Source organism: Sorangium sp. So ce176 (assembly GCF_051519835.1).
GTDB classification, from domain to species: domain Bacteria; phylum Myxococcota_A; class Polyangia; order Polyangiales; family Polyangiaceae; genus Sorangium; species Sorangium cellulosum_G.
The window spans coordinates 3391432-3415599 of the sequence record NZ_CP150371.1 but is presented as its reverse complement, the minus strand read 5'-3'; the positions used below and the strand labels follow the sequence as shown (position 1 = coordinate 3415599).

At 73.3% G+C, this 24168-nt stretch carries 16 protein-coding genes; 4 read left to right on the top strand and 12 right to left on the bottom strand.

All coding sequences use genetic code 11. The features are described 5' to 3' along the window. The first annotated feature begins 169 nt into the window (after nucleotides 1-169). Nucleotides 170-1510: a serpin family protein gene (locus WMF42_RS13005; protein WP_437692168.1), complete on the top strand. Its 1341-nt coding sequence runs from the start codon at nucleotides 170-172 to the stop codon at nucleotides 1508-1510. Between the two features lie 626 nt (nucleotides 1511-2136). On the opposite strand, the gene WMF42_RS13000 is transcribed toward WMF42_RS13005, so the two are convergent. Continuing rightward, entirely contained in the window at nucleotides 2137-2871 is a 735-nt protein-coding gene (locus WMF42_RS13000; protein WP_061609730.1) for a DUF7873 family protein, read from the bottom strand. Between the two features lie 222 nt (nucleotides 2872-3093). Here WMF42_RS13000 and WMF42_RS12995 point away from each other — a divergent pair, with 222 nt between their 5' ends. Continuing rightward, nucleotides 3094-3753 carry a histidine phosphatase family protein gene (locus WMF42_RS12995; RefSeq protein ID WP_437692166.1) on the top strand — a complete coding sequence of 220 codons (660 nt, stop codon included), beginning with the start codon at nucleotides 3094-3096 and terminating at the stop codon, nucleotides 3751-3753. A gap of 196 nt (nucleotides 3754-3949) precedes the next feature. Here WMF42_RS12995 and WMF42_RS12990 read toward each other — a convergent pair whose 3' ends face one another. From WMF42_RS12990 to WMF42_RS12975, 4 genes are all read right to left on the bottom strand, one after another. After that, nucleotides 3950-4582 (bottom strand): hypothetical protein, encoded by a 633-nt coding sequence (locus WMF42_RS12990; RefSeq protein WP_437692164.1) that lies wholly within the window; start codon nucleotides 4580-4582, stop codon nucleotides 3950-3952. Nucleotides 4583-4603: 21 nt separating this feature from the next. Continuing rightward, a complete protein-coding gene (locus WMF42_RS12985; protein ID WP_437692162.1) occupies nucleotides 4604-6538 on the bottom strand; it encodes a hypothetical protein in 1935 nt (644 codons plus the stop codon). Nucleotides 6539-6769: 231 nt separating this feature from the next. After that, entirely contained in the window at nucleotides 6770-7177 is a 408-nt protein-coding gene (locus WMF42_RS12980; RefSeq protein ID WP_061607685.1) for a tautomerase family protein, read from the bottom strand. Nucleotides 7178-7259: 82 nt separating this feature from the next. After that, on the bottom strand, nucleotides 7260-7676 hold the full coding sequence (locus WMF42_RS12975; protein ID WP_437692160.1) for a MarR family winged helix-turn-helix transcriptional regulator: 417 nt from the start codon (nucleotides 7674-7676) through the stop codon (nucleotides 7260-7262). 340 nt (nucleotides 7677-8016) lie between these two features. On the opposite strand from WMF42_RS12975, the gene WMF42_RS12970 reads away from it, so the two are divergent. Next, nucleotides 8017-8457 (top strand): NADAR family protein, encoded by a 441-nt coding sequence (locus WMF42_RS12970; RefSeq protein ID WP_061607687.1) that lies wholly within the window; start codon nucleotides 8017-8019, stop codon nucleotides 8455-8457. Between the two features lie 54 nt (nucleotides 8458-8511). Here WMF42_RS12970 and WMF42_RS12965 read toward each other — a convergent pair whose 3' ends face one another. The 7 genes from WMF42_RS12965 to WMF42_RS12935 form a co-directional block, all read right to left on the bottom strand. Next, nucleotides 8512-9927 carry a sigma-54-dependent transcriptional regulator gene (locus tag WMF42_RS12965; protein WP_437692158.1) on the bottom strand — a complete coding sequence of 472 codons (1416 nt, stop codon included), beginning with the start codon at nucleotides 9925-9927 and terminating at the stop codon, nucleotides 8512-8514. Nucleotides 9928-10186: 259 nt separating this feature from the next. Continuing rightward, nucleotides 10187-11590, bottom strand: a complete 1404-nt coding sequence (locus tag WMF42_RS12960) for an SGNH/GDSL hydrolase family protein (protein ID WP_061613297.1) — start codon at nucleotides 11588-11590, stop codon at nucleotides 10187-10189. Between the two features lie 546 nt (nucleotides 11591-12136). Then, entirely contained in the window at nucleotides 12137-13780 is a 1644-nt protein-coding gene (locus WMF42_RS12955; protein WP_437692155.1) for a tetratricopeptide repeat protein, read from the bottom strand. Continuing rightward, entirely contained in the window at nucleotides 13777-15126 is a 1350-nt protein-coding gene (locus WMF42_RS12950; RefSeq protein ID WP_437692153.1) for a hypothetical protein, read from the bottom strand. Before WMF42_RS12950 ends, WMF42_RS12955 begins: the two co-directional genes overlap by 4 nt. A gap of 34 nt (nucleotides 15127-15160) precedes the next feature. Further along, the gene (locus WMF42_RS12945; RefSeq protein ID WP_437694268.1) at nucleotides 15161-16330 is read right to left on the bottom strand and encodes an MFS transporter; all 1170 of its coding nucleotides are present in this window, start codon (nucleotides 16328-16330) and stop codon (nucleotides 15161-15163) included. Between the two features lie 308 nt (nucleotides 16331-16638). Next, nucleotides 16639-17769, bottom strand: a complete 1131-nt coding sequence (locus WMF42_RS12940) for a Kazal-type serine protease inhibitor family protein (protein ID WP_437692151.1) — start codon at nucleotides 17767-17769, stop codon at nucleotides 16639-16641. A 143-nt stretch (nucleotides 17770-17912) separates the two neighbouring features. Continuing rightward, nucleotides 17913-18632: a hypothetical protein gene (locus WMF42_RS12935; RefSeq protein ID WP_061609930.1), complete on the bottom strand. Its 720-nt coding sequence runs from the start codon at nucleotides 18630-18632 to the stop codon at nucleotides 17913-17915. Between the two features lie 125 nt (nucleotides 18633-18757). On the opposite strand from WMF42_RS12935, the gene WMF42_RS12930 reads away from it, so the two are divergent. Next, nucleotides 18758-23866 carry a sigma 54-interacting transcriptional regulator gene (locus tag WMF42_RS12930; RefSeq protein ID WP_437692149.1) on the top strand — a complete coding sequence of 1703 codons (5109 nt, stop codon included), beginning with the start codon at nucleotides 18758-18760 and terminating at the stop codon, nucleotides 23864-23866. The last annotated feature ends 302 nt before the right edge of the window (nucleotides 23867-24168 follow it).

Here is a 24168-nt window from a genome sequence, read left to right as displayed (position 1 = left end):
GCGCCGGGGGAGTAGCGAGCGGCCAGACGTCGGGCTCGTGGCGCTGCCGTGCGGCACATTGTGGCGCAATCTGGTCTGACGATCGGTTGCACATGGCACGTTCCAGGGCGCGACGACGTGATCTCCGCGCGGAGTCGCTCTGGCACGAAGCCTGCTGAGGCCCAGCGTCATGCGGACGGCAACATGGTTGATGGCCATCGGGCTCTCAGCCCTGGTGGGGTGCAGCTCAGGCCAGGGCGGGAACGCGGGAGGGGGCGGCTCGGGCCAGGGCGGGGGCGGCTCGGTCGAGGCCCCTGTCGAGTGCTTCGAGGTGAAGCCCGGCTGCGTGGTGCCCTCGGACGTGACGCGGATCGAGACTCCGGACGTCTCAACGGAGGATCGGGCGTCGCTCGCGCGCAACAACGCGAGCTTCGCGCTCGACCTCGGCCGCGCGCTCCACAGCGCGACGGAGAACGTCGTCTTTGCGCCTCTCAGCATCTCGACGGCGCTCGCGATGACGTACGCGGGCGCGCGGACGACGACGGAGCAGGCAATGGCCGCGGCGATGCGCTTCGAGCTCCCCCAGGAGCGGTTGCACCCGGCGTTCAACCACGTGGACCTCCAGCTCCACAAGCACGCCGAGGAAGGCGGCTTCCGGCTCGACACGGCCAACGCGATCTGGGCGCAGATCGATCTCCCCGTCGAGAAGCCGTTCCTGAACGTGCTCGCCGAGAGCTATGGGGCGCACGTGCGGCTCGCGGATTTCGCCGCCGCCACGAAGGAGGCCGAGGGGCTCATCAACGCGTGGGTGAGCGACAGGACGGAGAGCAAGATCCCGAAGCTCCTCGAGGACGACGTGACGCCGGAGACGGTGGCCGTGCTCGTCAACGCCGTCTACTTCCACGCCGCGTGGAAGACGGCGTTCGTGAAGGACGCGACGCAGCCGGGGACGTTCCAGCGCGGCGACGGCTCGACCGTCACCGCCCAGATGATGAACGGCAGGCATCAGGCGAGCTACGGCGCCGGCGACGGCTGGGAGGCGGTGGGGATCCCGTATGCGGGGTCCGCCGTCTCGATGTTCCTCGTGCTGCCTGCCATGGGGACCACGGATGCGTTCGAGGCGTCGCTCGACGGCGCGGCGCTCGAGGCGATCATCGACTCGACCTACGAGCAGCCGGTCGACATCACGATGCCGAAGTTCTCGTTCGGCACGTCCACCTCTCTCAAGGGAGCGCTCATCGATCTCGGCATGGAGGTCGCCTTCGGCACCGAGGCCGACTTCACGGGCATCATCGCGGGCGCAGAGCTCCTCTGGATCCATGACGTCATTCACGCGGCGAGGATCGACGTGGAGGAGGCCGGGACCGAGGCATCAGGGTCGACCGGGGTCATCCTCAATTCCACGGGCTCGGGTCTCCCGGCGCTGCCTGCGGCGATCGTCCTGGACCGACCGTTCTTCTTCTTCATCCGCGACACGGCGACGCAGGCGATCCTCTTCGCGGGACGCGTCAACGACCCGGCAGCGCGCTGAGGATCGGGCCCCGCCCGGCGCGGGGGCGTGCCCGGCGCCTGCCAGACGGAGGCGCCTGAAATAGGTGAGGCCCGGGACTCTGGCCTGATCCCGGGCCTCGGTTTGCCGCCCTCTGCGCACACCCACACGTTTAAGGTCAGAGGTCAGTCCTTACACCGCCGTGTTCTGCCATTGAACTACCGGCCATCGTGTTCCGCGCGCCGGGGCGGGAGCGCCCCGGCGCCGCGCGAGGGTGAGGCAACGCCTCACCGCAGCGCGGGCTGGCCAGGCTGGAATTGAACCAGCATCCGACGATTCAAGCCTCCTCCCGTTCGATTGGGTGATCGGCGGCGAATGCTCGAGCCTGGAGTGAGAGCTTGAGACCGTTGAACGGGCCGGCGTTGCCTCTGCCGTGTTGGGCTACCCCGCCGTGAAGACGACGATGAAATGGCGGGGGCAGGACTCGAACCTGCACTGGGGCGCCGTGCCCATCAAGCTGAGCTTGAGCTTCAACTTGCACTCCGCCGCCACGATATCGCCCCGGCCGCCGCGGCGCAAGCACCACCGGGGCAGGCGAGCGGGCGCGCGCTCAGGCGCGGTCAGGAGCGCGGTCAGGAGCGCGGTCAGGAGCGCGGTCAGGAGCGCGGTCAGGAGCCAAAGATGAACCCGAGGACGGCGGCCCCTACCTTCTGCTCTTCGGCCGTCTGGTTGTTCGCCTCCTCGCGGGCGAACTTGACCGCCTTCTGCAGCTTCTCCACCCGATCGAGCAGCTCGTTGATGCGCCGCGCCGGCAGCGCGCCCGAGAACTTCACCGTCTTCCAGTAACCGACGACGACATCCTCGTGATAGACCTCCACCTGCGCGGGGTGCTTGTCCGTCGCCTCGGCCTTGACGTGGTTGCGCGGGATCTTCTTGGTCCGCGCGCTCTGCACGGCCTCGGTCGCCCAGGAGTCCGCGGAGGGATCGAACGTCCAGCTCTCCGACGCGTCGAGCATCGGCAGCTTCCTGATGAAGGTCTGCAGGTCGACGAGCTGCTTCTCGAGGAAGAGCAGGTAGGTCACCGGCGTCCCCGTGAGCAGCACCTTGCCGTCGACCACCACGTCCGCGCGCGCCTTGCAGTTGGCGTGATCCTTGGTGGCCGTGACGTCGAAGAGCTCGCCCAGGATGTCGACCGTGTTCCGGATGATGTCCTCGGCCTTCACCTGCACCCTCGTCGCCTCGGGCGGGAGCTGCTCCCCCTCCTCGTCCTTCGCGCGGTAGGTGCGCGAGATCCCGGAGAGCAGCGCCGGCTTCTGCAGCGCGTGGTGCGCCTCGGTGAGGCGCTGGTGGGAGCGGGCCTTGACGCCCTTCTCGATAGCGATGATCTGATTCAAGCGAGGCATGGCTGTCTCCTGGAGGGGGGTCACCGTATCAGAGGCGCAGAGCGCGTGTCAGCGCCGTCGCGCCTGGATGCTCGTGCCGACCTTCCGGCGGCGCGCCGGGTCGCGCGCCGTAGTACGGCGGCTCCAGCACCCGGGCGCGAGGCGCCGCGGGCCGCGAGGAGCCGCAGCGCGGCGCTGCGGGGTCCCGTCGCGCCGCGCGCGCCCTGCTACAGTGCGGCCATCGTGCACGCCACCACGAAGCTGATGCTCATCCGACACGGGGAGACCGACGACAACCGCGCGCAGGTCTTCCAGGGACAGGCGGGGCGCGGGCTCAACGCGCGGGGGCGCGAGCAGGCCGCGCGGCTCGCGGAGCGGCTCGCCGGCGCGCGGCTCCGGCTCTCGGCTGTCTACTGCTCCGACCTCGAGCGCGCCGCGGAGACGGCGGGGTGCCTGGCCTCGGCGCTGGGCCTCGAGCCCGTCGCGGACGCTGCGCTGCGGGAGGTGAGCCTCGGCGCCTGGCAGGGGCTCAGCCGCGCCGACGTGCAGGCGCGCTTCCCCGAGGAGTGGGCCGCCTGGCGGCGCGGCGTCGACGTCCGGCGCGGGGGCGGCGAGACGTACGCGGAGCTCGGCGATCGCATGATGCGCGCGCTCGACCGGATCGCGGGGCGGCACGCGGGCGAGGCGATCGGCGTGGTGTCCCACGGCGCGGCCATCAAGACCGCTGTCGGGCGGATACTCCAGATGGACGCCGGCGGGCTGAAGGCGCTGCAGGTGCCGGCCAACACGGGCGTCTGCCTGCTAGAGCACGACCCGAGCAGCGGCTACCGCGTCGTCGTCTGGAACGACGCCGCTCACCTCGGCGACGCGCTGGCCGAGGCGCTCTCCGCGCCGCCGGCGTGAGGCGCGACGCCGTGGCCAGACGTCTGGCTGTCCGTGGCCAGACGTCTGGCTGTCCGCGGCCAGACGCCTGGCTGTCGGTGTCATCTACCTGCGGGAGGGCGACGACGATCCGACGATACAGGTCGGCCCCGCTGCGCGCCTGGCGCACATCGAGCTCGGTAAGACCGAATGGCGCTGCGAGCTCGCCTCCTCCGGCTCAACGGCCGAGGTGCTCATCACCTCGCCGAGCGATGAGCGCATGCGCCGCGCCCCGTCGCCGCCGGGGGCCACCCTCTCCCTGCTCAGGAAAGAAGTGTTGTTGTGCGACGACGAGCTCTCCCCGACCAGGGAACGCGGCGCAGTGCTTGTACCCAGGCACGGAGAGCACCGGAAGGACGTCACCCCGCTCGAGCCGCTCGATGTGCCCGAACAGCGACAGCCCCGGATACCTCTCCTTGCCATCGAGGGTGACCTGGAGGTTGACCAGCGTGACCGGCGCCCGCCAGCGCCCGCGGCCCATGTACGAGTGTCTCACCTTGTCCACGGTCGCGTCGACGAACGTGCCGTCGCGAAACAACCGCCGCGCAGAGCGTCTCCTGCGCCAGACCCAGATCGGATACACCATGTACGCGAGGACGAAGAGAGCGAGCGGAAGCGCCATGGATCCTGTCGAGCTCAGCACCGAGCCAACGGCCCTCGCCGCAAACACAGCGACCGCCACGGAGACATAGATCCACAGGAATCCGTAGAGAAGGAACCCGCCGATGGGGTCCAGCCTGCGCGCCAGACGGCGCGCGATACGGAGATCCCGCGGCGTGACCTGTGTGCGCAGCGTGTCGTATTCCGTCATCGGCGGGGTCCCTGCTCTCCGCTAACGCCCCGCGGGGCCGAACCGGCGCTCGCCGGCCGGCGTCCCCGGCGGCGGCGCCTCCGGGACGAGCGCGCCGCCGTGGGTCAGCACGTGCCAGCGCTCGTCCAGCGGCCCGGGCGGCGAGAGCCAGCGATTGCCCAGGAGCCCCGGCGCGGGCTTCGGGCGCACGCGGAGCCGCACGCGGCCGTCGTGCACCTCGATCTTCGTCAGGTTCTGGGACACCTCGACCCCGCGCGCCAGGACGAGCACCGGGTGACCCGGGCGATCCAGCGACACATCGAGCCGCCCGCCCGCCGAGTCCGCGGGCGAGCTCGCGAGGAGCGCGGCGCCGCCGGGGGCCGGCAGCGCCGCGACCCCGTCCGGCACCACGACGCGCCGCCACGCCTGCGGCGCGCCCAGCGGCAGCGGGCTGCGCACGAGCACCTGCAGCGGCGCGCGCCGCGGGGCGCTCGCGGGCGGCGTCGGACCGACAAGGAGCAGCGTGCCGTCCGGCGCCGCGGCGAGGTGCTCGACGGCGTCGGCCGGGATCGCGTGAGACCCCTCGGCGCGCCACGGGCCCTGCGCGCCGCGCACGAACAGCGCCGCGATCCCGCCTCCGCCCCGGCAGACGAGCAGGCCGACGCCGGCCGCGTTGCGCAGCGCGACCGGCTGCGCGCACCCCTCCGGCGCCGCGACGGGCGTCACGGCGCCGGCGCGCTGGTCGACGACAGCGAACGTGGGCGGCCGCGCGAGGTGCGCGGCGCAGGCGCCGCCGGGCGGCACGCGCGCCGGATCGCAGAGGCCGTCGCCGAACGCCGCGAGCCAGGTGCGCGTCGGCGGCGGCCGCGGCGGGAGGCCCGCGAGCAGGCACAGCGCCCCCTCGCAGGAGACCCCGTAGCCGCCCATGAGGCTGCCGATGACGCCGCCCGCGCCCGCGTCGTCGTCCTTGCACGGCGGCTCCCGCCCGACCGCCGCGGCGCCGCGCGGCGGCGGCCCGGGCGCAGGCGGGACGAGGGCCGAACGGAGAGCGCCGGCCTCCCGGGCCCGGATCGCGTCGGAGAGGTGCAGCGCGGCGCCGAAGGTCGGCAAGCCGTGCAGCAGGTCGGCGCGGGCGGCCCGGGTCCACGACCGGCCGTCGCGGCTCAGCACGGCGGGGCAGACAGGATCGCCGTTCCAGATCCAGGAGCCGGCGCGCTCGACCGCGCGCGGCTGGAACGTGGAGCGCGCCCAGGTCTGCCCGCGATCCGACGAGAGGAACGTCTCCGGCGCGGCGGGGCGCGGCGGGGGCGCCGGGCGCCCCGACGGCGAGGGGCGGCCGCGCGCGGGCGCCTCGGCGGCGGCCACGAGCGCTACGAGCGCGCCGTCGGGCCGCACGAGCACCGCGCGCACCGCCTTGCCCGGCGCGACGACGGCCGAGGTGAAGGTGCGGCCCTCGTCCGCGGAGACGCTGACGCGCTCCCCCGCCGCGGCGGCGACGAGGCCGCCGGCGGCGTCCCAGGCCGTCGCGCCGGCGACGCTGCCGCGCTGCTCGAAGCCGTCGGGCCGGAGCGCGGCGCGGACGTCGGCGGCGCTGTGGAGCGCGCCGTCGGGCGTCGCGACGTGGAGGGCGTCGTCCCGCTGGCCGGCGAGGCCGACCCAGGTGAAGCCCGCGGGCAGCTTCAACGGGCCGACGACGCCGAGGTCCTCGTGGACGGCGAAGGCGCCGACAGCGGCTGCGCCCGGGGCGCCGGCGCCGCCCGGGGCGCCGGCGCCGTCTCCGGGCGCGGCGAAGACCGCGACGCGCGCGCCGAGGGCGACCTCGCGGTGCTCGCTGAACGGGCTCCGCTCGGCCCGCGCGCGCTCCTGCTCTCCGAGGGGCGGCTCGACCCAGGGCGCAGGCGGCGTCGCGGCGGCCGGCAACATCAGCGGGGCCGAGGGGTCGACGGGTGGGTCGGCGGGCTCGCCCTCGGCGCGCACCGGCGCCTCCGGCGGGGCGGGAGGGATGGCGACCGAGGCTGGCGCGAGCGCCGCCGGGGCCGGCCCGGCGGCGGGACCACAGGAGATCGCGATCAGCGCCAGCGGGAAGGGCGAGAGCCGCCGAGGGTTCTTCAGGGAGGGCCTCCTGCTCCACCTGTACCAGGCCTCCCCGAGCGGATCACCCAGGCCGCGCCGCGCCCTCGCGGCGTCGATGTCGGCGCGCCCGATGGCTCACCCGGGCTGGAGCTTGCCGCGCACGTAGCGAGTTTCCTGGGTGAGCCCGCCGTAGCCGTAGGCGTCTGCGCGGACGTCGTGCACGTGGATGTAGCTCTCGTCGTGCAGCTCGCCGAGCAGCTGCGCGAACGCCTGGAAGGCGGCGGCGACGTAGGCCGCCTTCTCGTCCTTGGTGTTGGTGCCGTCGACGATCTTGATATCGAAGTAGAAGCTGCGCTTGCCCTGCTCGGCGAGGGTCCTGCCGCCCACCACCCAGTGCTCGGGGCGCACGAAGTCGAAGGTGATGGCGGTCAATTCGCGCTTCTTGTGCAGGATCCGCGTGGTGAGATCGAGCAAGGCCTCGGTCACCTGACGGACGAGCTCCGGGCTGGGCTGGGCGCTGATCTTGACGTTGAGGATGGGCATGGTGATTCCTTTCGTTGTTCGATCGCAATCGATTAGCAAGCTAACCATCAGGCCGAGCCGGGAGGGCCGGGGCGGGCGGCGGCTATCCGATCGCGGCGCGGATGCCGCGTAGCTGCCCGACGGCCTGGTCGAACACCTGCTTGCCGAGCGCCTGCTTGAGCCTCCTCGTGACATCGGCGCTGGCCGCGTCGAGCGCGCCCGCGATCTGCTCGGCGGCGCGGGTCGGGTGGATGTGCTGCTCGCGCGCGTCGGCCTCGCCGGTCCGGCGCTCGACCAGCCCGCGGCCGACCAGCCCGTCCAGGATGCGGGTGGCGGTCGGCCGCGCGATCGTCATGATCTCGGCGAGCTCGCGCTGCGACAGCCCCGGGCGCTTGAGCACGACGCGCAGCAGGAAGCCCTGAGGCGGCGTGAGCCCGAACGGCGCGAACGCCGCGCTCCACGCGCGCTCGAGCAGCCGGGCGAGCGACGTCGTGTTGAAGTACAGGCAGTGGTCGAACATCCGGGGACCCTACCGCCTGATGGTTAGGCATGCAATCAATTTTCGCGGGCGCGGCCTCGCCCGGGTCGGTCAAGGCGGGCCGAGCGCGCGCGCCCGACGGCCCGGAGGGCGCCATCTCGAGGAGACGTGGGCAGTCGCCGTGATCGCCGAGCATCCGGTCCACATCAATCGACGACGTCGCCCGCCCCACCCCGCGCCCGCCGCGCCCGCCGCGCCGTGTGATAGGCTCGCGCCGGGCGACGCACACGCCCGTGAACTCACGTACATGAAACAGGGCAGCGCTCGCCTCGACCGCATCGCGGCGGGGAGCCGGTCAGGCGATGTCATCCGAGGAACCATCATGGTCCTATCGTTCTACGTTCCCCGGGACGAGTACGGCTGCCTCTCGAACGCCTCTCTCCACGGCTTCACTGTGGATGGCCGGTACTGGCCCACCGTCGAGCATTACTTCCAGGCCCAGAAGTTCGCCGGCACCGAGCACGAGGAGCGCGTACGCCTCGCCGCGACGCCCGGGCTCGCGAAGGAAATGGGCCGGGATTGGCGGCTCCCGCTCCGCCCGGACTGGGAGAGCGTCAAGGATGACGTGATGAGGCGCGCGGTCCTGCGCAAATTCGAGACCCACGCCGACATCCGGGAGATCTTGCTGGCGACAGGCGACGAGGAGATCGTCGAGAAGTCCACCTCGGACTACTACTGGGGATGTGGTGCCGAGGGCGTCGGCAGGAACATGCTCGGGAAGATCCTGATGGAGACGCGCGCGCTCCTGCGGAGCCGCGGATAGACATGCCGGGGAGGCCCGACCGCGGCGCGCGTCGAATGGCCCGCCTGCGATCCGTCAGGAGCGCGGGCGAGGTATCCCGAGCCGCTGCCGGCGCTCCCACAGGGTCTTGCGGCTGATCCCGAGTCGGCGGGCGATCTCGGTCTCCGTCAGCGCGGCCTGGTGCTCCAGGACGAAGCGGCGGAAATAGCCCTCGAGCGAGTCGGAAGGGGACGCTGCCTCGAGCGCATCGACGTACGGAGCGGGCGGCGCGGGGGCGGCGTCGAGCCCGAGGTGGACCAGCTCCAGCTCGTTGCGCCCGGCGAGGACCATGGCGCGGTGAACGGCGTTCTCGAGCTCGCGGACGTTGCCAGGCCACGGGGCGGCCGCGATGGCGGCGCGCGCCTCGGGCGACAGCGCGAGCGGCGTCTGCGCCGTCGACCACGCGCGCCGCCTGAGCAGCGACTCGGCGATGCGCACCGGGTCCCCCGGCCGCTCGCGCAGCGGCGGCAGGCGGATCTCGAGGACGCGCAGCCGGAAGTAGAGATCGCTCAGGAACGACCCGTCGCGCACCCGCTCCGCGAGATCCCGGCGCGTCGTGGCGATGAGGCGCACGTCGACCGGCCGGGCGCGGCTCGATCCCACGCGCCGCACCTCGCCTGTCTGGAGGAAGCGCAGGAGCCGCGCCTGGACCCTCGCGGACAGCTCGGCGATGTCGTCGAGCAGGAGCGTCCCGCCCTCGGCGGCCTCGCAGAGCCCAGCGCGCGCGGCGAGCGCGCCGGGGAAGGCGCCGCGCTCGTGGCCGAAGAGCTCGCTTTCCATCATCGCCTCGGGGATGGCCGCGCAGTGGACAGGAACGAACGGGAGCTGCCGCCGCGGGCTGAGCCGGTGCACGGCGCGGGCGAGCGTCTCCTTGCCGGTGCCGCTCTCGCCGACGATGAGCAGCGTCGCGTCGCTCGGCGCGACCTTGCGCGCCTGCGCGAACACCTCCCGCATGGCCACCGAGCCGCCGACAAGCCCCTCGAGCTCGTCGTCGGCCGGCGTGGGCGGCGCTGAAGGCACGGGCGGCGCTGAAGGCACGGGCGGCGCTGAAGGCACGGGCGGCACCGGCGGCGCGGCGCCCGGCGCAGCGCCCTCACCGGACCGCGCGACGGCGAGGTGGTGATCGACCCAGGAGACGAGCTCGTCGTGATCGAACGGCTTCGAGAGGTAATCCGCGGCGCCGCGCTTCACGGCCTCGACCGCCGCCTTCACCGTGGCGTAGCTCGTCATGAGCAAGACAGGCGCGGCGCCGCACCGGCCGACGAGCTCCGTGCCCGGCTCGCCGGGCAGGCGCACGTCGGCCAGCACCAGATCGAACGCGCGCAGATCGCAGCCCGCCTCAGCCTCGGCGATCGACCCCGCCTCGACGACGTCGTGGCCGTGGCGGGCGAGCAGCCTCCGCAGCTCCTTCCGGATGACGACCTCGTCCTCCACCAGCAGGATCCGGCTCATGCCTCCGCCTCCAGCCAAGGCGACTCAGGACCGCGACGGCTGACCACGTGCGGACGCACAACGCAAAGCGTGAACATGCAGCAGATCGGGCGTTTACGTGTTCGATGATCGATCGAGGCGCCGGGCACCGGTTGTCACCGGGCGCAGCGCCGCGCGATGGGCGGGGCCACCACCCGCTCCCAACCGGGGGAGCGGGTGGTCTTCGCCGGGCGCGCACGAGCTCGAGGCGCCCGGCCGTGCTCCCGGACCTACCTCGACGTCACTTGGTGAACAGCGAGAGGTCGACGGCCTTCGCCATCGTCTCGAGGCCAGTCGGGTTCAAGTGCAGCCAATCGTCGAAGTCGAGGCTATCTTGCAGCTTCGAAGGATCGTTGGGGTCACGGACCGCCGCGTCCAGATCGATGACCGCGTCGAACTCGCCGCTCGTGCGGATCCACTCGTTGACCTCCTGACGGGCGGCCTCGCGCTCGGTGGTGTAGTAGTCGTGGCCGTTGAACGGAAGGATGGGCACGCCGTAAACGAGCATCCCCTTGTCGTGGGCCTTGTCGATGAACTCGCCGAAGGCCGAGATCAAGCCGTCCGCGACGGTCGGGCCGGTGCCGGCGGCCGAGGTCCCGATGTCGTTCACGCCCTCGAAGATGACCAGCCAGCGCGCGCCGCGCTGCTCCAGGACGTCGCGCTGGAAGCGGGCCTTGGCTGTCGGCCCGAGCCCGCCGGACAGCACGTTGTTCCCGCCGATACCGAGGTTCAACACGGCCACGTTCTCGGTCCCCATGTTGGTCCGCAGCCGTCGCGACAGGAAGTCCGGCCAGCGGTTGTTCCCGTTCGTCGTCGATCCGCGGCCGTCCGTGATCGAGTCGCCCAGGATGACGACCGCCGCGGCCGTGGGATCGGCCATGACGTCGAGCCCGGTGATGTAGTACCAGTGATCGGTCTTGACCGGAGAGGTCAGCGTCGCCGACGAGACCCCATCGCCGGTCTGGATATACGAGGTGGTCCGCGAGCCCGGGTGCCCGGTGATCCCGGCCGGGACGGTGCCGAACCGGATGGTCACCGCGAGCTTGCTGACGGGCTTGAGGTTGTAATCGATCGGATCGGAGAAGACGGCCTTGCCCACCGGGATGGTCACCGACTCGGCGCCCGAGAAGGTCAGGGCGTGATCGGTGCTCGCGTCGATGCCGTCGTCGGTCGTCGAGTCCGCGATGTGCACGGACTGCATGGTCACCGGCCCGTCGCCGAACTCGTTCGAGAGCAGCAGCCGCACGTTGCTGCCGCCGATCGAGGTATAGACGACCTGGCGCAGCGTGTTGTTGCCGAGGCCCGGCGCCGGCGGGTTGTTGTTCGTCTCGGTGAGCTGCGGGCCTGTCGTCCAGGTGCCGACCCAGCGGCGCTCACCGGGGGTGCCGCCGCCGCCGCCCTCGCCCGGCGCTCCGCCGGTGCCTGTCGCTCCGCCGGCGCCGCCGGTGCCGGAGACGCCGCCTTCCCCGCCGCCGCCGTGCCCGGTGCTGCCCGGGCCGGTGGTGCCGCTGGTGGTCGTCGGCGCGCCGGTGGAGCCGGACGCGGCCGTCGAGCCAGAGCTGCTGGTCGAAGTCGGGGATCCGGAGGTGTCATCGCCGCAAGCGGCGACCGATAGAAACAGAAGAGCCCAGAGAATTTTCCGCATGGTCATCAACCCTCGAAAGGTTGCTCCGTTCGTGTTCGCCCGAGTCCCCCGCGGCGCAGCGCCCAAGCCCTCTGCCCTTCAGCCCATCCGGCGCAAGATCGGCAGATCCAGACGGATCCCCGCCCTGCGTGATGCGGCAACCGGGCCGGTCAAAGAGTTCAATCAGATGGCAGCGTTGCCCGCCGTCGGTGTCGGGCGGCGCGCGCGAGAGCGCGAGTCGATGCCATTGCTCCTCACACGCGCGCTCTGCTGTACCACACGAGGATTGGAGGGCCTACACGTTTCACCGGCGGCAGACGCGCGAGTGGGCTCGTTCGGCGAGGCCGCGTTACGATCGGTAACACCTCGGCGGGACCGCGTACGGGCGGTGACATCCGGCCCTTCGACAGGCCCAGACCGATGCCGCTCTACAGAGGTGGACCCGTTCACGGCCGACCGGGGGTCAGATCATCGATGAGCACAGGAGCGCCGCGTCGCATCGGGTCGAGAGCGTGACGGGTGCCTTGCGCGGCTGCGCCACGGCGAGACGCGGGCCGTGATTGGGGTTCAGCGGTCCAGACCAGCGTTGCGACGCAGGTCGCGGATCATCGCCGCCTCGGGCAGCCGAAGACGCTCGGCATCGCGGCCGGCAGAACGGAGCAGCTCGGCGGCGGCTTCGCTGTCTCCGGGGGCGTGCCGCTCGAGGTGAATGATCGCCATGTTGGTCTCGCAGCACAGCTTGCTGCGGATATCGCCGAGGCGATCGAGTACAGGCAGCACTTCCCGCTCGAGGAGGTGGAGGGCCTTATCCAGTTCGCCTCGAGCCCGGAGCACGCCAGCGATCTGGCCCAGCGTGACGGCGCGCAGCCTCACAGCGCCTGTGCGCTCATGGACAGGGAGCACTTCCCGCTCGAGGAGCCGCTGGGCCTCATCGAGCTTCCCCTGGGCATGATAGATGTCGGCGACCTTGCCGAGCGTGACGGCGCGGGAGCGCACATCGCCAAGGCGCTCGTGAACGGGCAGCTCTTCCTGCTGGCGAATACGGAGCGCTTCGTCGAGCTGGCCACGAGCGAGATAGATGTCGGCGATCTTGCCCAGCGTGACGGCGAGAATGCCGGCGTCGCCGAGGCGTTCGTAGACAGGCAGCTCCTCCTGCTGGCGAATACGGAGCGCTTCGTCGAGCTGGCCACGACGCTCAAGAAGATCGGCGATACAACCCAATGCAACGGCGCGCCCGCGGACCTCGCCCAGCTTCTCGAACAGGCCGATGGCCTCGCGCAGGAGCGCTTCGGCCTCTTCCGGCCGGCCCAGGAACGCCACAGCCCGCCCGAGCCTGCACAGGTCTACCGCGGTCCAGGCGGGATCACCGGCCTCACGACGGAGCACGAGAGCCCGTCGCAAGGCCTGCTCCCATGCCTCCGCAGGCCCTGTCTGCTCGAGCACCTGCGCCTCGAGCGCCAGTGCGTCGCCGACACCGCTCGTGTAACCGACGCCCTCGGCGAGCCGCCGCGCCTCTTCAGCGGCCGCCCTGGCTTCGCCCAGCTCGGCCGCGTCGAAGAACGCACGGCCGAGCCGGAGCCAGGCATCGGCGAGCGAGCCGGCCGGGATCTCGTCGTCAGCGAACGCCCGCAACCGGGCTGCCTCGGCCTGGAGCTCTGCCTGCGACCGCGCCTGCGGCCTGTCTCGCGTCTCCGCGGAATGCAGCGCGAACGTCGGAGCAGGATCGCCGGGCACCGACGCGATCTCCAGCGTCGCTGCCCGCACATCGAACAGATCCGGCGCCATCCCCGACAGCTCCGCCGCGCGATCCGCCGCGATCACCAGCACGAGCGGCCCGCGAATGAGCTTGCCAAGGACGTCGCGCGCCATGTTGAGCGACGCGACAACGGCGCCACCTCCGGTGTCGACCAGAGCAACGCCGTCAGGGATCACCGCGCCTGCGAGCGGGTGGATTCGATCCGAGACGGCGAGGAACCGCGCGACCTCCTCCGCCCCGTCGGCCCCCTCCCCGAAGAAGCGCAGCTCGGGCACGCCCCCCGAGCCGCTCCACGCGCGGAGGCGACGCAATACCTCGGCCCGCGCAGCGTCCGCGGCCAGGACGACGTAGAAAGCGAAGCTCGCCGCCCGGCGCAGACCGCGCCGGAGCACGTCGAGGTTGTGCTCCGAATCTGCGGTGAGGAGCGCAAGCGGCTCCTGCGCCCCCTGGCTCACGCGCTCTCGCGGTACTTGCGGCACCGCTCCACGAGCGGATGGACCGCCCACCAGGGGTCCGGCTCGCCGTTCTGGTACTCGAGGACGTAGAGGTGCCGGAGCAGCTCCCGCTTGACCTGGTCGTCGCAGCCGTCGGGGAAACGGTTGTCCCGCGCCACCTGCCGGAGGATGGGCACATAGGCCTCCGGGAGCGCCCGCTCGAAGTCGGCCTGGATGCCGCCTGCCGCGCGCTCGATCGAGGCCGCCGTGACCCTGGGCTGGTCGTGCTCGTTCACGGCGTCGAGCACGAGGCGCAGCGCGTGGCGGATGCACCCGCCGCTGTACCGCGCAATCCGCGCTGCCGCAGCCCGCGCCTCCTCGAAGAGCTCCTCGAACGCGACCCGCCTCTCGAGCAGATGGACCAGGGCGTCGAGACCACCCTGGTTGTCCCCGTCGCCGTCTGCCGCCCGCTTCCGCACCTCGATCATCGGCAGGACCACGACATTTCCCCCGTACAGGCCGATCAGGCTGGCCCCCGCCGCCACATAGCAAAGGTAGAGCGGGACCGTGATCACGAGGTGCGCGTCAAGGCGCTTCAAAGCCACCATCCGGTCGAGGTAAAGCCGCTCGACGCTGGCGCGCTGCCCCTCGCTGAGCTTCTCCAGGTTGTCGATCAGCACCACGAGCGGGCCGGTAGGGTCGTTGGGCGGGGTCCTCCGGATCTCGTCGAAGGCGAGGTTCAGCCCCTCGATGAGCGCGGTGGTCACGGAGCCGAGGGCTGTCCTCACCGTCTTCTTCTGGTCCACACCGGCGAGGCGGACGTCGCCGAGCAGCTTGTTCACCGCGTCGGGCACCTTGTCCGGCAGGTTCGCGATCACCTTGCGAACAATGTCGGCTATCTGGGTCTTCCAGATCGCGCCGAGGGTCTTCGCGGCGGCGACTGGCTCCTTCTCGTACACGAGACCCCAGAGCGCGACGAGGATGTCCTCGAGATCGACGTCGGTCCGGTCGAGGACCGCATCGGCGTCGAGGAAGAGCGTCGTGACAGGAGCCGCCCCGCCCTCGGCAGACTCGAGCCGCTTCTTCATCAGGAGGAGCTCCGTCGTCTTGCCACCCCCGATGTGGCCGCTCAAGAGGTGCAGCGTGGGCGTCCCGCCCGCGCGCCGGATGCTCCGCGCGATCCTGGCGAGTCGGTCGCCGCCCCGGATCCGGCTCAGGTCCTCGTGCAGGAGCGCGTCCTCGCGTGGGTCCAGCGGGCTGAACGGGTCGCAGAGGCGGACCGCATCCTCGAGCGAGCGCGCTGGTACGGAGAACGCTCGCTTCGACACGGCGAGCTCCCGGACGGCCCTGGTTTCCATGCTGCTCATGGCGATGGCTTGCAGGCTACCACACTCCCCGCCCTCAGCCTCCGCCGGCCCCCCCTCCGCCGGCCCCCCCTCCGCGCGCCCCCCGCGCCTCCCAGATCCACAGCAGCGCCAGCGCCGCCGCCGACATGCCCCCGCCCACCGCGCAGACCCCCGTCCAGCCCCAGCGCGTCCAGGCCGCGGTGCCGAGCCACGCGCCTGCCGCGCCGCCCACGAAATACGTGGTCATGTAGATCGTGTTCATCCGGCTGCGCGCCTCGGGACGCAGCGAGTACACCCGCGCCTGATTCGATATCTGATTGGCCTGCGCCCCGAGATCGAGCAGCACCACGCCGAGCGCGATGCCCCACAAGGACCCTCCGAGCAGCCACAGCACCCCGAAGGACGCGAGCAGCACAGCGATCGCGAGCGCGTTGATCCGCCTGTCGCCGCGCAGGTCGGCGTAGCGGCCCACGAGCGGCGCCGCGGCGGCGCCGGCCACGCCGACGAGGCCGAAGAGGCCGGCCGTCTGGGGGCCGTGGCGCCCGGGCAGGCTCTGGAGGTACAGCGCGAGCGTCGCCCAGAACGCGCTGAACGCGCCGAACGTTAGCGCGCCGAGCGCGGAGTGCAGCCGGAGCGCAGGCTCGTCGCGGGCGAGGCGGCCCAGCGAGCGCAGGAGCTCGGGATACGACATCGGCGCGACAGGCGGCTGCGACGGCAAGGCCAGGCGCAGCACCGGGCCGAGCGCGAGCATCAGCCCCGCCGCGAGCCAGAACACCGCACGCCAGCCGAGCTGCGTGCCGACGAAGCCGGCCACCGTGCGCGACAGGAGGATGCCGATGAGCAGGCCGCTCATCACCATCCCGACGACGCGCCCGCGCTGCGCGTCCGGCGCGAGCTGCGCCGCGAACGGCAAGAGGAGCTGAGGCACGACGCTCGTGATGCCGACCGCGAAGCTCGCCCCGACCAGCCACGACAACCCCGGGGCGAGCGCCGCGCCGAGCAGGGCGACGCTCGCCAGCGCCGCCATCACCACGATGAGCCGCCGCCGCTCGTGGCTGTCGCCGAGCGGCACAAGCAGCAGCATCCCCGCCGCATACCCCACCTGCGTCATCGTGGGCACAAGCCCGAGCAGGCCGCCCGAGCCGCCGAGATCACGGGCGATGTCTCCGAGCAACGGCTGGTTGTAATAGAGGTTCGCCACCGTGACGCCCGAGGCCGCCGCCATCAGCCAGACAAGCCCGAGGCGCAGCGACCCAGGCGAGGAAGCGCCGGACGACGGCGCGGCAAACGGGGGCGTGCCAGGCGACGACGTGCCAGGCGACGACGCGCCCGGCGAGGACGCGGAGGAGGTCTGCAGGGGAGACATGAGCAAGGAGGGCAGCGCAGGCATACGCCGCGTGCCCTCCCGCATCAATCGCACAGACGCGTGCGGCTTTTCCTGATCAGGAGTGCTCGGGAGCAAGGAGCGAGCGGCGGGAGCCGCCGAGTCGAGTCCGCGAGGGGCGCGGCCCGGACGGCTCCCGCGGCGCTAGCTCACCGGCGGCACTCGCCGCGCGAGGCCACCGCGACGCCCGCCGAGTTCGCGGCGCACGCGTTGCCGTACGTCCTGTCGTCGCAGCCGCACACAGGGTTGTACTCCTCCGTGCAGGCCTCGGGGATGGGGTCGCAGACGCCGGTCATATCGGCCGCGCCGCACATCGCCTCGAGGCTGTAGTTGCAGAAGGAACCGGCGTCGCACTCGAGGCCCAGCAGGCCGCCGCAGATCTTCTCCGGGGCAGGAGCGCACTCGCCGCTCGACGCCACCGAGACGCCCGCCGCGTTCGCGGCGCACGCGTTGCCGTACGTCTTGCCGTCGCAGCCGCAGACAGGGTCGTACTGGAACGTGCACGCCTCCGGCATCGGCGCGCAGGCGCCCGGCAGGTCGAACGAGCCGCAGTCGGCCCTGGGCGGGAAGTCGCAGAAGAGCCCGGGGGCGCACTCGGCGGCGCCGCGGGTGCCGCACGCGTCGCCCACACCGCCGCCCGGCGCCGGCGCGCACTCGCCGCGCGACGCCACCGAGACGCCCGCCGCGTTCGCCATGCACGCGTTGCTGTAGGTGTTGCCGTCGCAGCCGCAGACCGGGGCGAACTCCTTCGTGCACCCCTCCGGCGTGGGCACGCAGACGCCCGTCTGATCGGCCGCGCCGCACATCGCGTCGGGCGCGAAGTCGCAGAAGGACCCCTCGTCGCACGCGAGGCCCAGCAGGCCGCCGCACTCCTGCCGCGGAGGCGGCGCGCACTCGCCGCGCGCCGACACCGAGACGCCCGCGCCGTTCGCCTCGCACTCGTTGCCGTACGTCTTGCCGTCACAGCCGCAGACCGGGTTGTACTCCCGCGTGCACACCTCGGGGATGCGCTCGCAGGTGCCCGTCTGGTCGAACGCGCCGCACATGGCCTCGAGCTCGTAGTCGCAGAAGAACCCAGACCGACAGCTGAGCCCCAGGAGGCCGCCGCATGCGCGACCTTGCCCGCCGCCGCCCCTCACCTCCTCCGCGTCGGAGTCGAGGCTGCCGCTGCTGCCGTCGCTCACGTCCACCTGACAGCCCACGGTGAACGGGGCGATCGAGAGCGCGAGCCAGAGAACGGAACCGAGTCGGCTATTCTTGAGACGATTCTGGATGTTCATGATGTTCCTCCAACAGGGCCCCGCCGCGGACGGCGAGGCGAAAGACATGAGAGAGCCCCTCCCCTCCCGAGGAGGGGCCCAGGACGCCGCGCGCAGGCGCGGCGCGTGATCCGGTGTCGTCTTCCCGAACGCCCCCCGACCGCTCAGTCGGAGAGCGTGAGCGTCAGCGCGCGTCGCCCAGGCTCGGGCGACGTGACGTCGAGGAAGAGCACGTCCTCGCGCTCCACCCCGCCGCCGTCCGCGCGCACGGTGACCAGGCCCGTCTCGCCCGCCGGCACAACGAAGGCCGCCGCCGGGCTGACGCTGAACGGCGCGGCGCCCCGCCGCAGGCGCGGCGCCTCGATGGCGACGTCCTCGAGGCACGTGTTGCGGACGACCACGTCGCGGGCGCCGGCGCCGCCCTCGAGCGAGACCCACGTGTCGATCTCGAGGCAGGGCAGATGATCGAGCGCCCGGTGCGTGCCGCTGATGGGCGACCCCGCGAGCACGACGTCCACCGGCGCCGAGCGGCGCTCGCCCTGCTTCGCCTGGATCCGCAGGACGTGCTCCTCGGCGGCCGTCAGGGTGACCAGGAAGCTGCCGTCGTCGGCCACCTCCGCGAGCACCGGGGCGTCGAGGCTGTCGAGGTTCGTCACCAGGACGACGCCCGCGGCCGGCTCGACCGCCCCCGGCTGGCCCTGGAGGGAGATCTGCTCCTGCTTCACGAAGCTCTCGGGCACCCCGATGAGCCCCCCGTCCAGGATCGGCTCGTGGACCGGCGGGCTCGGCTGCGGGCTCACGACGCAGCCGCCGAGGAGCACCGAGAGCAGGGCAACGACCGCGCCCCGCCGGTCTCCGTGTCTGGCTGTCGTCCGCATCGCCATGCCGGTCCTTAGAGCAAGGGTGGTGCCGAACGAAAAAGGACGGAAATCAACGCGAAAACCAAGGCACAAGTGTCTCATAAGCTGTCTCACTGTCTCATATGGCACAATGGTGATACACTGTGCACGTGATCCCGGCCGAAGGAACGCTCGTCGCCCGCCGCTACCGCCTGATCCGGCCCCTGGGGCGCGGGGGGCTCGCCACGGCGTGGCTCGCGCGGGACGAGGCGCTCGGCCGCGACATCTGTCTGAAGCTGCTCGGGCGCGCGCGCACGGCGGAGCGGGCGGCGTTCCGCGGCGAGTTCAGGATGCTGGCGGGCCTCTTCCACCCCCACCTCGTCCGGGTGCACGACTTCGGCATGCTCCGGGAACCCGGAGCCGGCGAGCCGCGGTTCTACTTCACGTCGGAGGCGGTGCTCGGCGCGCCCCTCGACGAGTACGTGACAGGCCGGCGCTTCGAGGAGGTGCGGGCCGCGATCGTGGACGTGCTCGACGCGCTGCGGTTCCTCCACCGCGCGCGCATCCGGCACGGCGACGTGAAGCCGGCCAACATCCTCGTCGGCGCGTCGGGGCGCGCTGTGCTGATCGATCTGTCGTGCGCGGCGCGGCTCGGCGCGAGGCCCGACGGCGGCGTCTCCGGGACCCAGGGCTACCTCGCGCCGGAGGTGATCCGCGGCGAGCCGGCCGACGGCCGCGCGGACCTCTTCTCGCTCGGCCGCACCCTCGCCGCCGTGGCCCCGGTCCTCGCCGAGCCGCTGCCGGAGGCGGTGGGCGCGCTGGTCGAGCGGCTCGTGCGGCCGGAGCCGCGCGACCGGCCGGCCGACGCGGGCGAGGTGCTCGACTGGGTGGGCGCGTCGCCGCGCGCGCTGGCCCCGCCGCCGCCGGAGCCGCCCCACCTCGTGGGGCGCGACGGCGAGATGCGCGCCGTCGCCGAGGCGCTGGAGGCGCTCCAGCGCGGGGAGCGCGGGCCGCGCCTATGCGTGATCGCCGGGGAGCCGGGGTGCGGGAAGAGCCGCGTGCTGCGCGAGGCGAAGTGGAACGCCGAGCTCGGGATGGAGGCCGTGGAGGGGTTCGCGCGGACCGCGGCGCCTGTCGCCTCGATGCTCCGCCGCGCGACAGGCGAGGAGGCGCTCCCCGCCGGCGCGCTCGGCGCCCTGCGCGCGCACGAGCGCCTGACGCGGGGGCGGTCGGGGGCGGAGACCGAGGCGCTTGTGCTCGTGCTCGACGACGCCGACGAGGTGACCGGGGCGGACCGGGAGATGCTCGAGGCGCTGGTCCGGCTGCTCGGGCCCGAGGATCCGGTCCTGCTCCTCGCGGCCGAGCGCGCGCCGCACGGGGGCGGCCGGGCGCCGCTCGCCGCCGTGGCGGCGGAGGCGGGGCGGAGCGCGCGCGAGGTGGCGCTGCCGCCGCTCGGGGGCGAGGCGGTGCAGCGCTGGATGGACGACATCGGCCTGGGGGACGCGGCCGAGGTGGTGCGGCGCGCGAGCGCGGGGTGGCCAGCGGACCTCGTTGTGACGGCGGGGCGGCTCGGGGAGAGCGGGGACATCGCGGGGCTCGACGCGACGACGCCGGGGGCGAGCGCGCGCTACGCGCTGCGGCTGCGGGGGCTGCGGGGGTCGCTGCGCGACGCGGTGGCGACGCTGGCCGTGCAGGGCGGCGCTGTCGCGGACGAGGAGCTGCCGGCGCTCGGGCTGCCTGTCGCGCACCTGGCCGAGCTGGCGGCCCGGGGCGTCGCGGCGCGGGCGGCGGGGGGGTGGACGCTGACGCGCGCGGGGCCGATCGCCGCGCTGCTGGAGGCGCTCGGGGGCGAGGCGGTCCGGGCGGCGCACGCGCGGGTGGCGGGGGCGTACCCGGCGCGGGTGGAGCAGCAGGTGCTGCACCTGGCGCTGTCGGGCGACGCGGCGGCCGCCGAGCGGCTGTTCCTGGCGCGGCGGGCCGAGCGCGAGGCGGACCCGCGGGCGTGGGCGGCGGCCGCGGAGGCGCTGCTCGAGGCGGCGACGGCGGCGGTGACGCGGCTCGAGATCGCGTCGACGCTCCAGTGCGGCGGGCGCGCGGGGCGGGCGCGCGAGGTGCTGGAGCAGCTCCTGGAGGGGGACGGGGCGGCGGGGCTGGGGGCGCGGCGGGGGCAGGCGCTGGCGCGGCTCGGGGCGTGCCTTCTCGAGCTGGGGGACCCGACGGCGGCGCTGGCGCGGCTGGAGGAGGCCGAGCGGGCCGGCGGGGAGGCGGGCGCGCTCACGCCGCGCGAGCGCGCGGGGCTCGCGGATCTCGCGGGCCGGGCGCTGCTGCGGCTCGGATCGCACGCGGAGGCGCGGGCGCGCGCGGAGCCGGCGCTCGGCTGGTGCGACGACCCGGAGGTGCTCGCGAGCCTGCACGAGGACGTGGGCGTGGCGGCGAGCTACCTCGGCGAGCGGCGGCTGGCGGGGCTGCACCTGGGGCTGGCGGCCGGGCTGCACCGCGACAGGCGCGCGCCGCGGGCGCTTGTGCGGGCGCTGTCGTACCAGGCGATCGACGCGTTCCGCGCGGGGGAGCTGGAGGCGGCGCTCGTGGGCTACCGGCAGGCGCTCGCCACGGCGGAGGAGCACGGGCTGGGGGACCTCGTGGCGCGGTGCAGCCTCAACGTGGGGACGGCGTGCCACCAGTCGGGCGAGCTGGGGGAGGCGCTGGCGGCCTACGAGCGGGGGGCGCGGCTCGCGTCGGCCCTGGGGCAGGCGGACCTGGTGCTGGTCCTCGACTTCGACCTGGCGAAGCTGTGGGCGGACGTGGGGGCGTTCGAGCGCGCCGCGCGGGTGGCGTCGCGCGTAGAGGCGGAGGCGGCGCGGCGGGGGGCGCCGTTCTTCGCGGCGGCGGCGGCGTCGGTCCTCGGGGACTGCGCGCTCGCGGCCGGCGACGCCGAGGAGGCGGCGCGCTGCTTCGAGCGGTCGCGGGGCGGCTTCGAGGCGCAGGGGGCGCAGCGCGAGGTCGTCGAGGAGGAGCTCGAGCTGTGCCGGGCGCACCTGGCGCGCGGGGCGCTGGACGAGGCCCGCGCGGCGCTCGGCCGGGCGCTCGGGCACGGGGCCGTGCGGGGAGCGCCCGACCTGGGGGCGCGCGCCGCGCTGCTCGAGGGGCGGCTCGCGCTGCTGGAGGGGGACGGCGGCGACCGCAACCTCGGTCAGGCCAACCCCAACCTCGGTCAGGCCAACCCCAACCTCGGTCAGGCCAACCCCAACCTCGGTCAGGCCAACCCCAACCTCGGTCAACCCAACCTCGGTCAGCTCAACCCCGGTCAGCTCAACCTCGGTCAGCTCAACCCCGGTCAGCTCAACCCCGGTCAGCTCAACCCCAACCTCGGTCAGCTCAACCCCGGTCAGCTCAACCCCGGTCAGCCCAATCCCGCCGCCGCCCGGGAGCTCCTCGAGCGCGCCCTCGGCCTCGCCGAGCGCGCCGCGCAGCCCGACCTCGTCGCCGACGTCCGCCTCGCCCTCGCCGACGCCGCGGAGCTCGCCGGCGAGCCCGAGGCCGCCGCCACGCAGCGCGGCCGCGCCGCCGCCGCCTGGACCGCCATGGCGCGCTCGCTCCCGGAGGCCCTCCAGCACGCCTTCTGGATGCACCCCCGCCGCCGCGCCGCCCGGCCCGCGCCGCCGGCCGAGGCAGCCGCGCCGCCCGGCGCCGCCGAGGCGCCGCCCGCGCCGGGGCGCGCGGCCAAGCTCGAGCGGCTCCTCGAGGTGTTCCGCAAGCTCAACTCCTCCGTCGAGACAGCCGACATCCTCGCCATGGCCATGGACGCCGCGATCGACCTCACCGCCGCCGAGCGCGGGTTCCTGCTCCTCGAGCAGCCGGGCGGCGAGCTCCGCGTGGCCGTCGCCCGCAACGTCGACCGGGAGAAGGTCGGCAGGAGCCACCTCAAGTTCAGCTACAGCATCGCCGAGCGCGCCATCGCCACGCAGGAGCCCGTGGTCACCGTGGACGCCCAGGAAGACGAACGATTCCGAGAACATGCGTCGGTCCACGCCATGCGGCTCCGGTCCGTCATCGCCGTGCCCATCCGCTCGCCGGACGGCGTGCTCGGCGCCCTCTACCTCGACAACCGCTTCCGGCGCGCGCGCTTCGCCACCGAGGACGTCGACCTGCTCCTCGCCTTCGCCGACCAGGTCGCCCTCGCCCTGCGCAACGCGCGCCTCGTCGAGGACCTGCGCCGCCGCACAACGGAGCTCGAGGCCGAGCGGCGCCGCGTCGAGGAGCTCCTGCGCGGCCAGGCCGCCGAGATCGACCGCCTCCAGGAAGAGGTGCTCGTCCGCCAGCAGGCCCTCGAGCACCGCTACGACTACGGCGCCATCGTGGGGCGCGGCCCCGCCCTCCGCGCGGTGTTCGCCACGCTCGACCGCGTGGTCGACACGCCGGTCAGCGTGCTCGTGACCGGCGAGAGCGGCACCGGCAAGGAGCTCGTCGCGCGCGCCATCCACTTCGCCGGCCCCCGGAAGAGCGGCCCGTTCATGGGGATCAACTGCGCCGCGCTCCCCGCCGCGCTGCTCGAGTCCGAGCTCTTCGGCCACGTGCGCGGCGCGTTCACCGGGGCCGACCGGGACCGCAGCGGCCTCGTCGTCGCGGCGCGCGGCGGGACGCTGTTCCTCGACGAGCTCGGCGAGATGCCGCTCGAGGTGCAGGCGAAGCTGCTCCGCGTGCTCCAGGAGCGCGAGGTGCGCCCCGTGGGAAGCGCCGAGGCCGTGCGCGTCGACTTCCGCCTCGTCTGCGCCACGAACCGCGACCTGCTCGCCGAGACAGCGCGCGGGCGCTTCCGCGAGGACCTCTACTACCGCGTCGCCGTGGTCCAGATCCGCCTGCCGCCGCTGCGCGACCGGCTCGAGGACCTGCCCGAGCTCGCGCTCCACTTCGTGCGCCGCGCCGCCGAGCAGCTCGGCCGCCCGGCCCCGCAGCTCTCGCGCGAGGCGCTGCGGCGGCTCGGCCAGCACGGCTGGCCCGGCAACGTGCGCGAGCTGGAGAACGTGATCACCAAGGCGGTCGTCCTGTGCGACGGCCGCAAGATCGGCCCCGACGACGTCGACCTGCCCCCGCCGCGGGACGGCGGCCGCGGGGCGCCGAGATCCCTGCGCGACGAGCGCGCCGCGCTGCTCGCCGCGCTCGAGCGCACAGGCTGGAACGCCCTGCAGGCCGCGCGCGAGGCGGGGATGTCCAGGGCGACGTTCTACCGGAAGCTGCGGCGGCTCGGGATCGAGCGCCCGACGAGCCCCCGCGAGGACTGACCTCCACAGCGCGCGCCGCGAGAACGGACGAGCTGCCAAGGTCGTACGCCCGCGACGGGCTCGGACCGCGAACGATCAGGCCAGAGCGAGCGCCCGCGACGCGCGCTCTTCACGGCCCCGCCACAGGCACACACCGGATCGGTGCAGTTTCGTCCTGGATGACCGATTCTCCCTGTTCTGCCGGCGGCTGCACGGGGCACTTCGCCTCACATGGGGCGCTCCGCCATGAAATAGAGCCTGAGCCCGGTCACCGCCCTGCGTCGCGGCACGAGCACGCGGATGAGTCCTCCACGATGCAGCGC

Bases quoted from the DNA above. Each gene is read 5' to 3' on its own strand.
- WMF42_RS13005 (WP_437692168.1), top strand. From the start codon at position 170: ATGCGGACGGCAACATGGTTGATGGCCATCGGGCTCTCAGCCCTGGTG.
- WMF42_RS13000 (WP_061609730.1), bottom strand. From the start codon at position 2,871: ATGCCTCGCTTGAATCAGATCATCGCTATCGAGAAGGGCGTCAAGGCC.
- WMF42_RS12990 (WP_437692164.1), bottom strand. From the start codon at position 4,582: ATGACGGAATACGACACGCTGCGCACACAGGTCACGCCGCGGGATCTC.
- WMF42_RS12980 (WP_061607685.1), bottom strand. From the start codon at position 7,177: ATGCCCATCCTCAACGTCAAGATCAGCGCCCAGCCCAGCCCGGAGCTC.
- WMF42_RS12975 (WP_437692160.1), bottom strand. From the start codon at position 7,676: ATGTTCGACCACTGCCTGTACTTCAACACGACGTCGCTCGCCCGGCTG.
- WMF42_RS12970 (WP_061607687.1), top strand. From the start codon at position 8,017: ATGGTCCTATCGTTCTACGTTCCCCGGGACGAGTACGGCTGCCTCTCG.
- WMF42_RS12965 (WP_437692158.1), bottom strand. From the start codon at position 9,927: ATGAGCCGGATCCTGCTGGTGGAGGACGAGGTCGTCATCCGGAAGGAG.
- WMF42_RS12960 (WP_061613297.1), bottom strand. From the start codon at position 11,590: ATGCGGAAAATTCTCTGGGCTCTTCTGTTTCTATCGGTCGCCGCTTGC.
- WMF42_RS12950 (WP_437692153.1), bottom strand. From the start codon at position 15,126: ATGAGCAGCATGGAAACCAGGGCCGTCCGGGAGCTCGCCGTGTCGAAG.
- WMF42_RS12945 (WP_437694268.1), bottom strand. From the start codon at position 16,330: ATGGCGGCGGCCTCGGGCGTCACGGTGGCGAACCTCTATTACAACCAG.
- WMF42_RS12940 (WP_437692151.1), bottom strand. From the start codon at position 17,769: ATGAACATCCAGAATCGTCTCAAGAATAGCCGACTCGGTTCCGTTCTC.
- WMF42_RS12935 (WP_061609930.1), bottom strand. From the start codon at position 18,632: ATGGCGATGCGGACGACAGCCAGACACGGAGACCGGCGGGGCGCGGTC.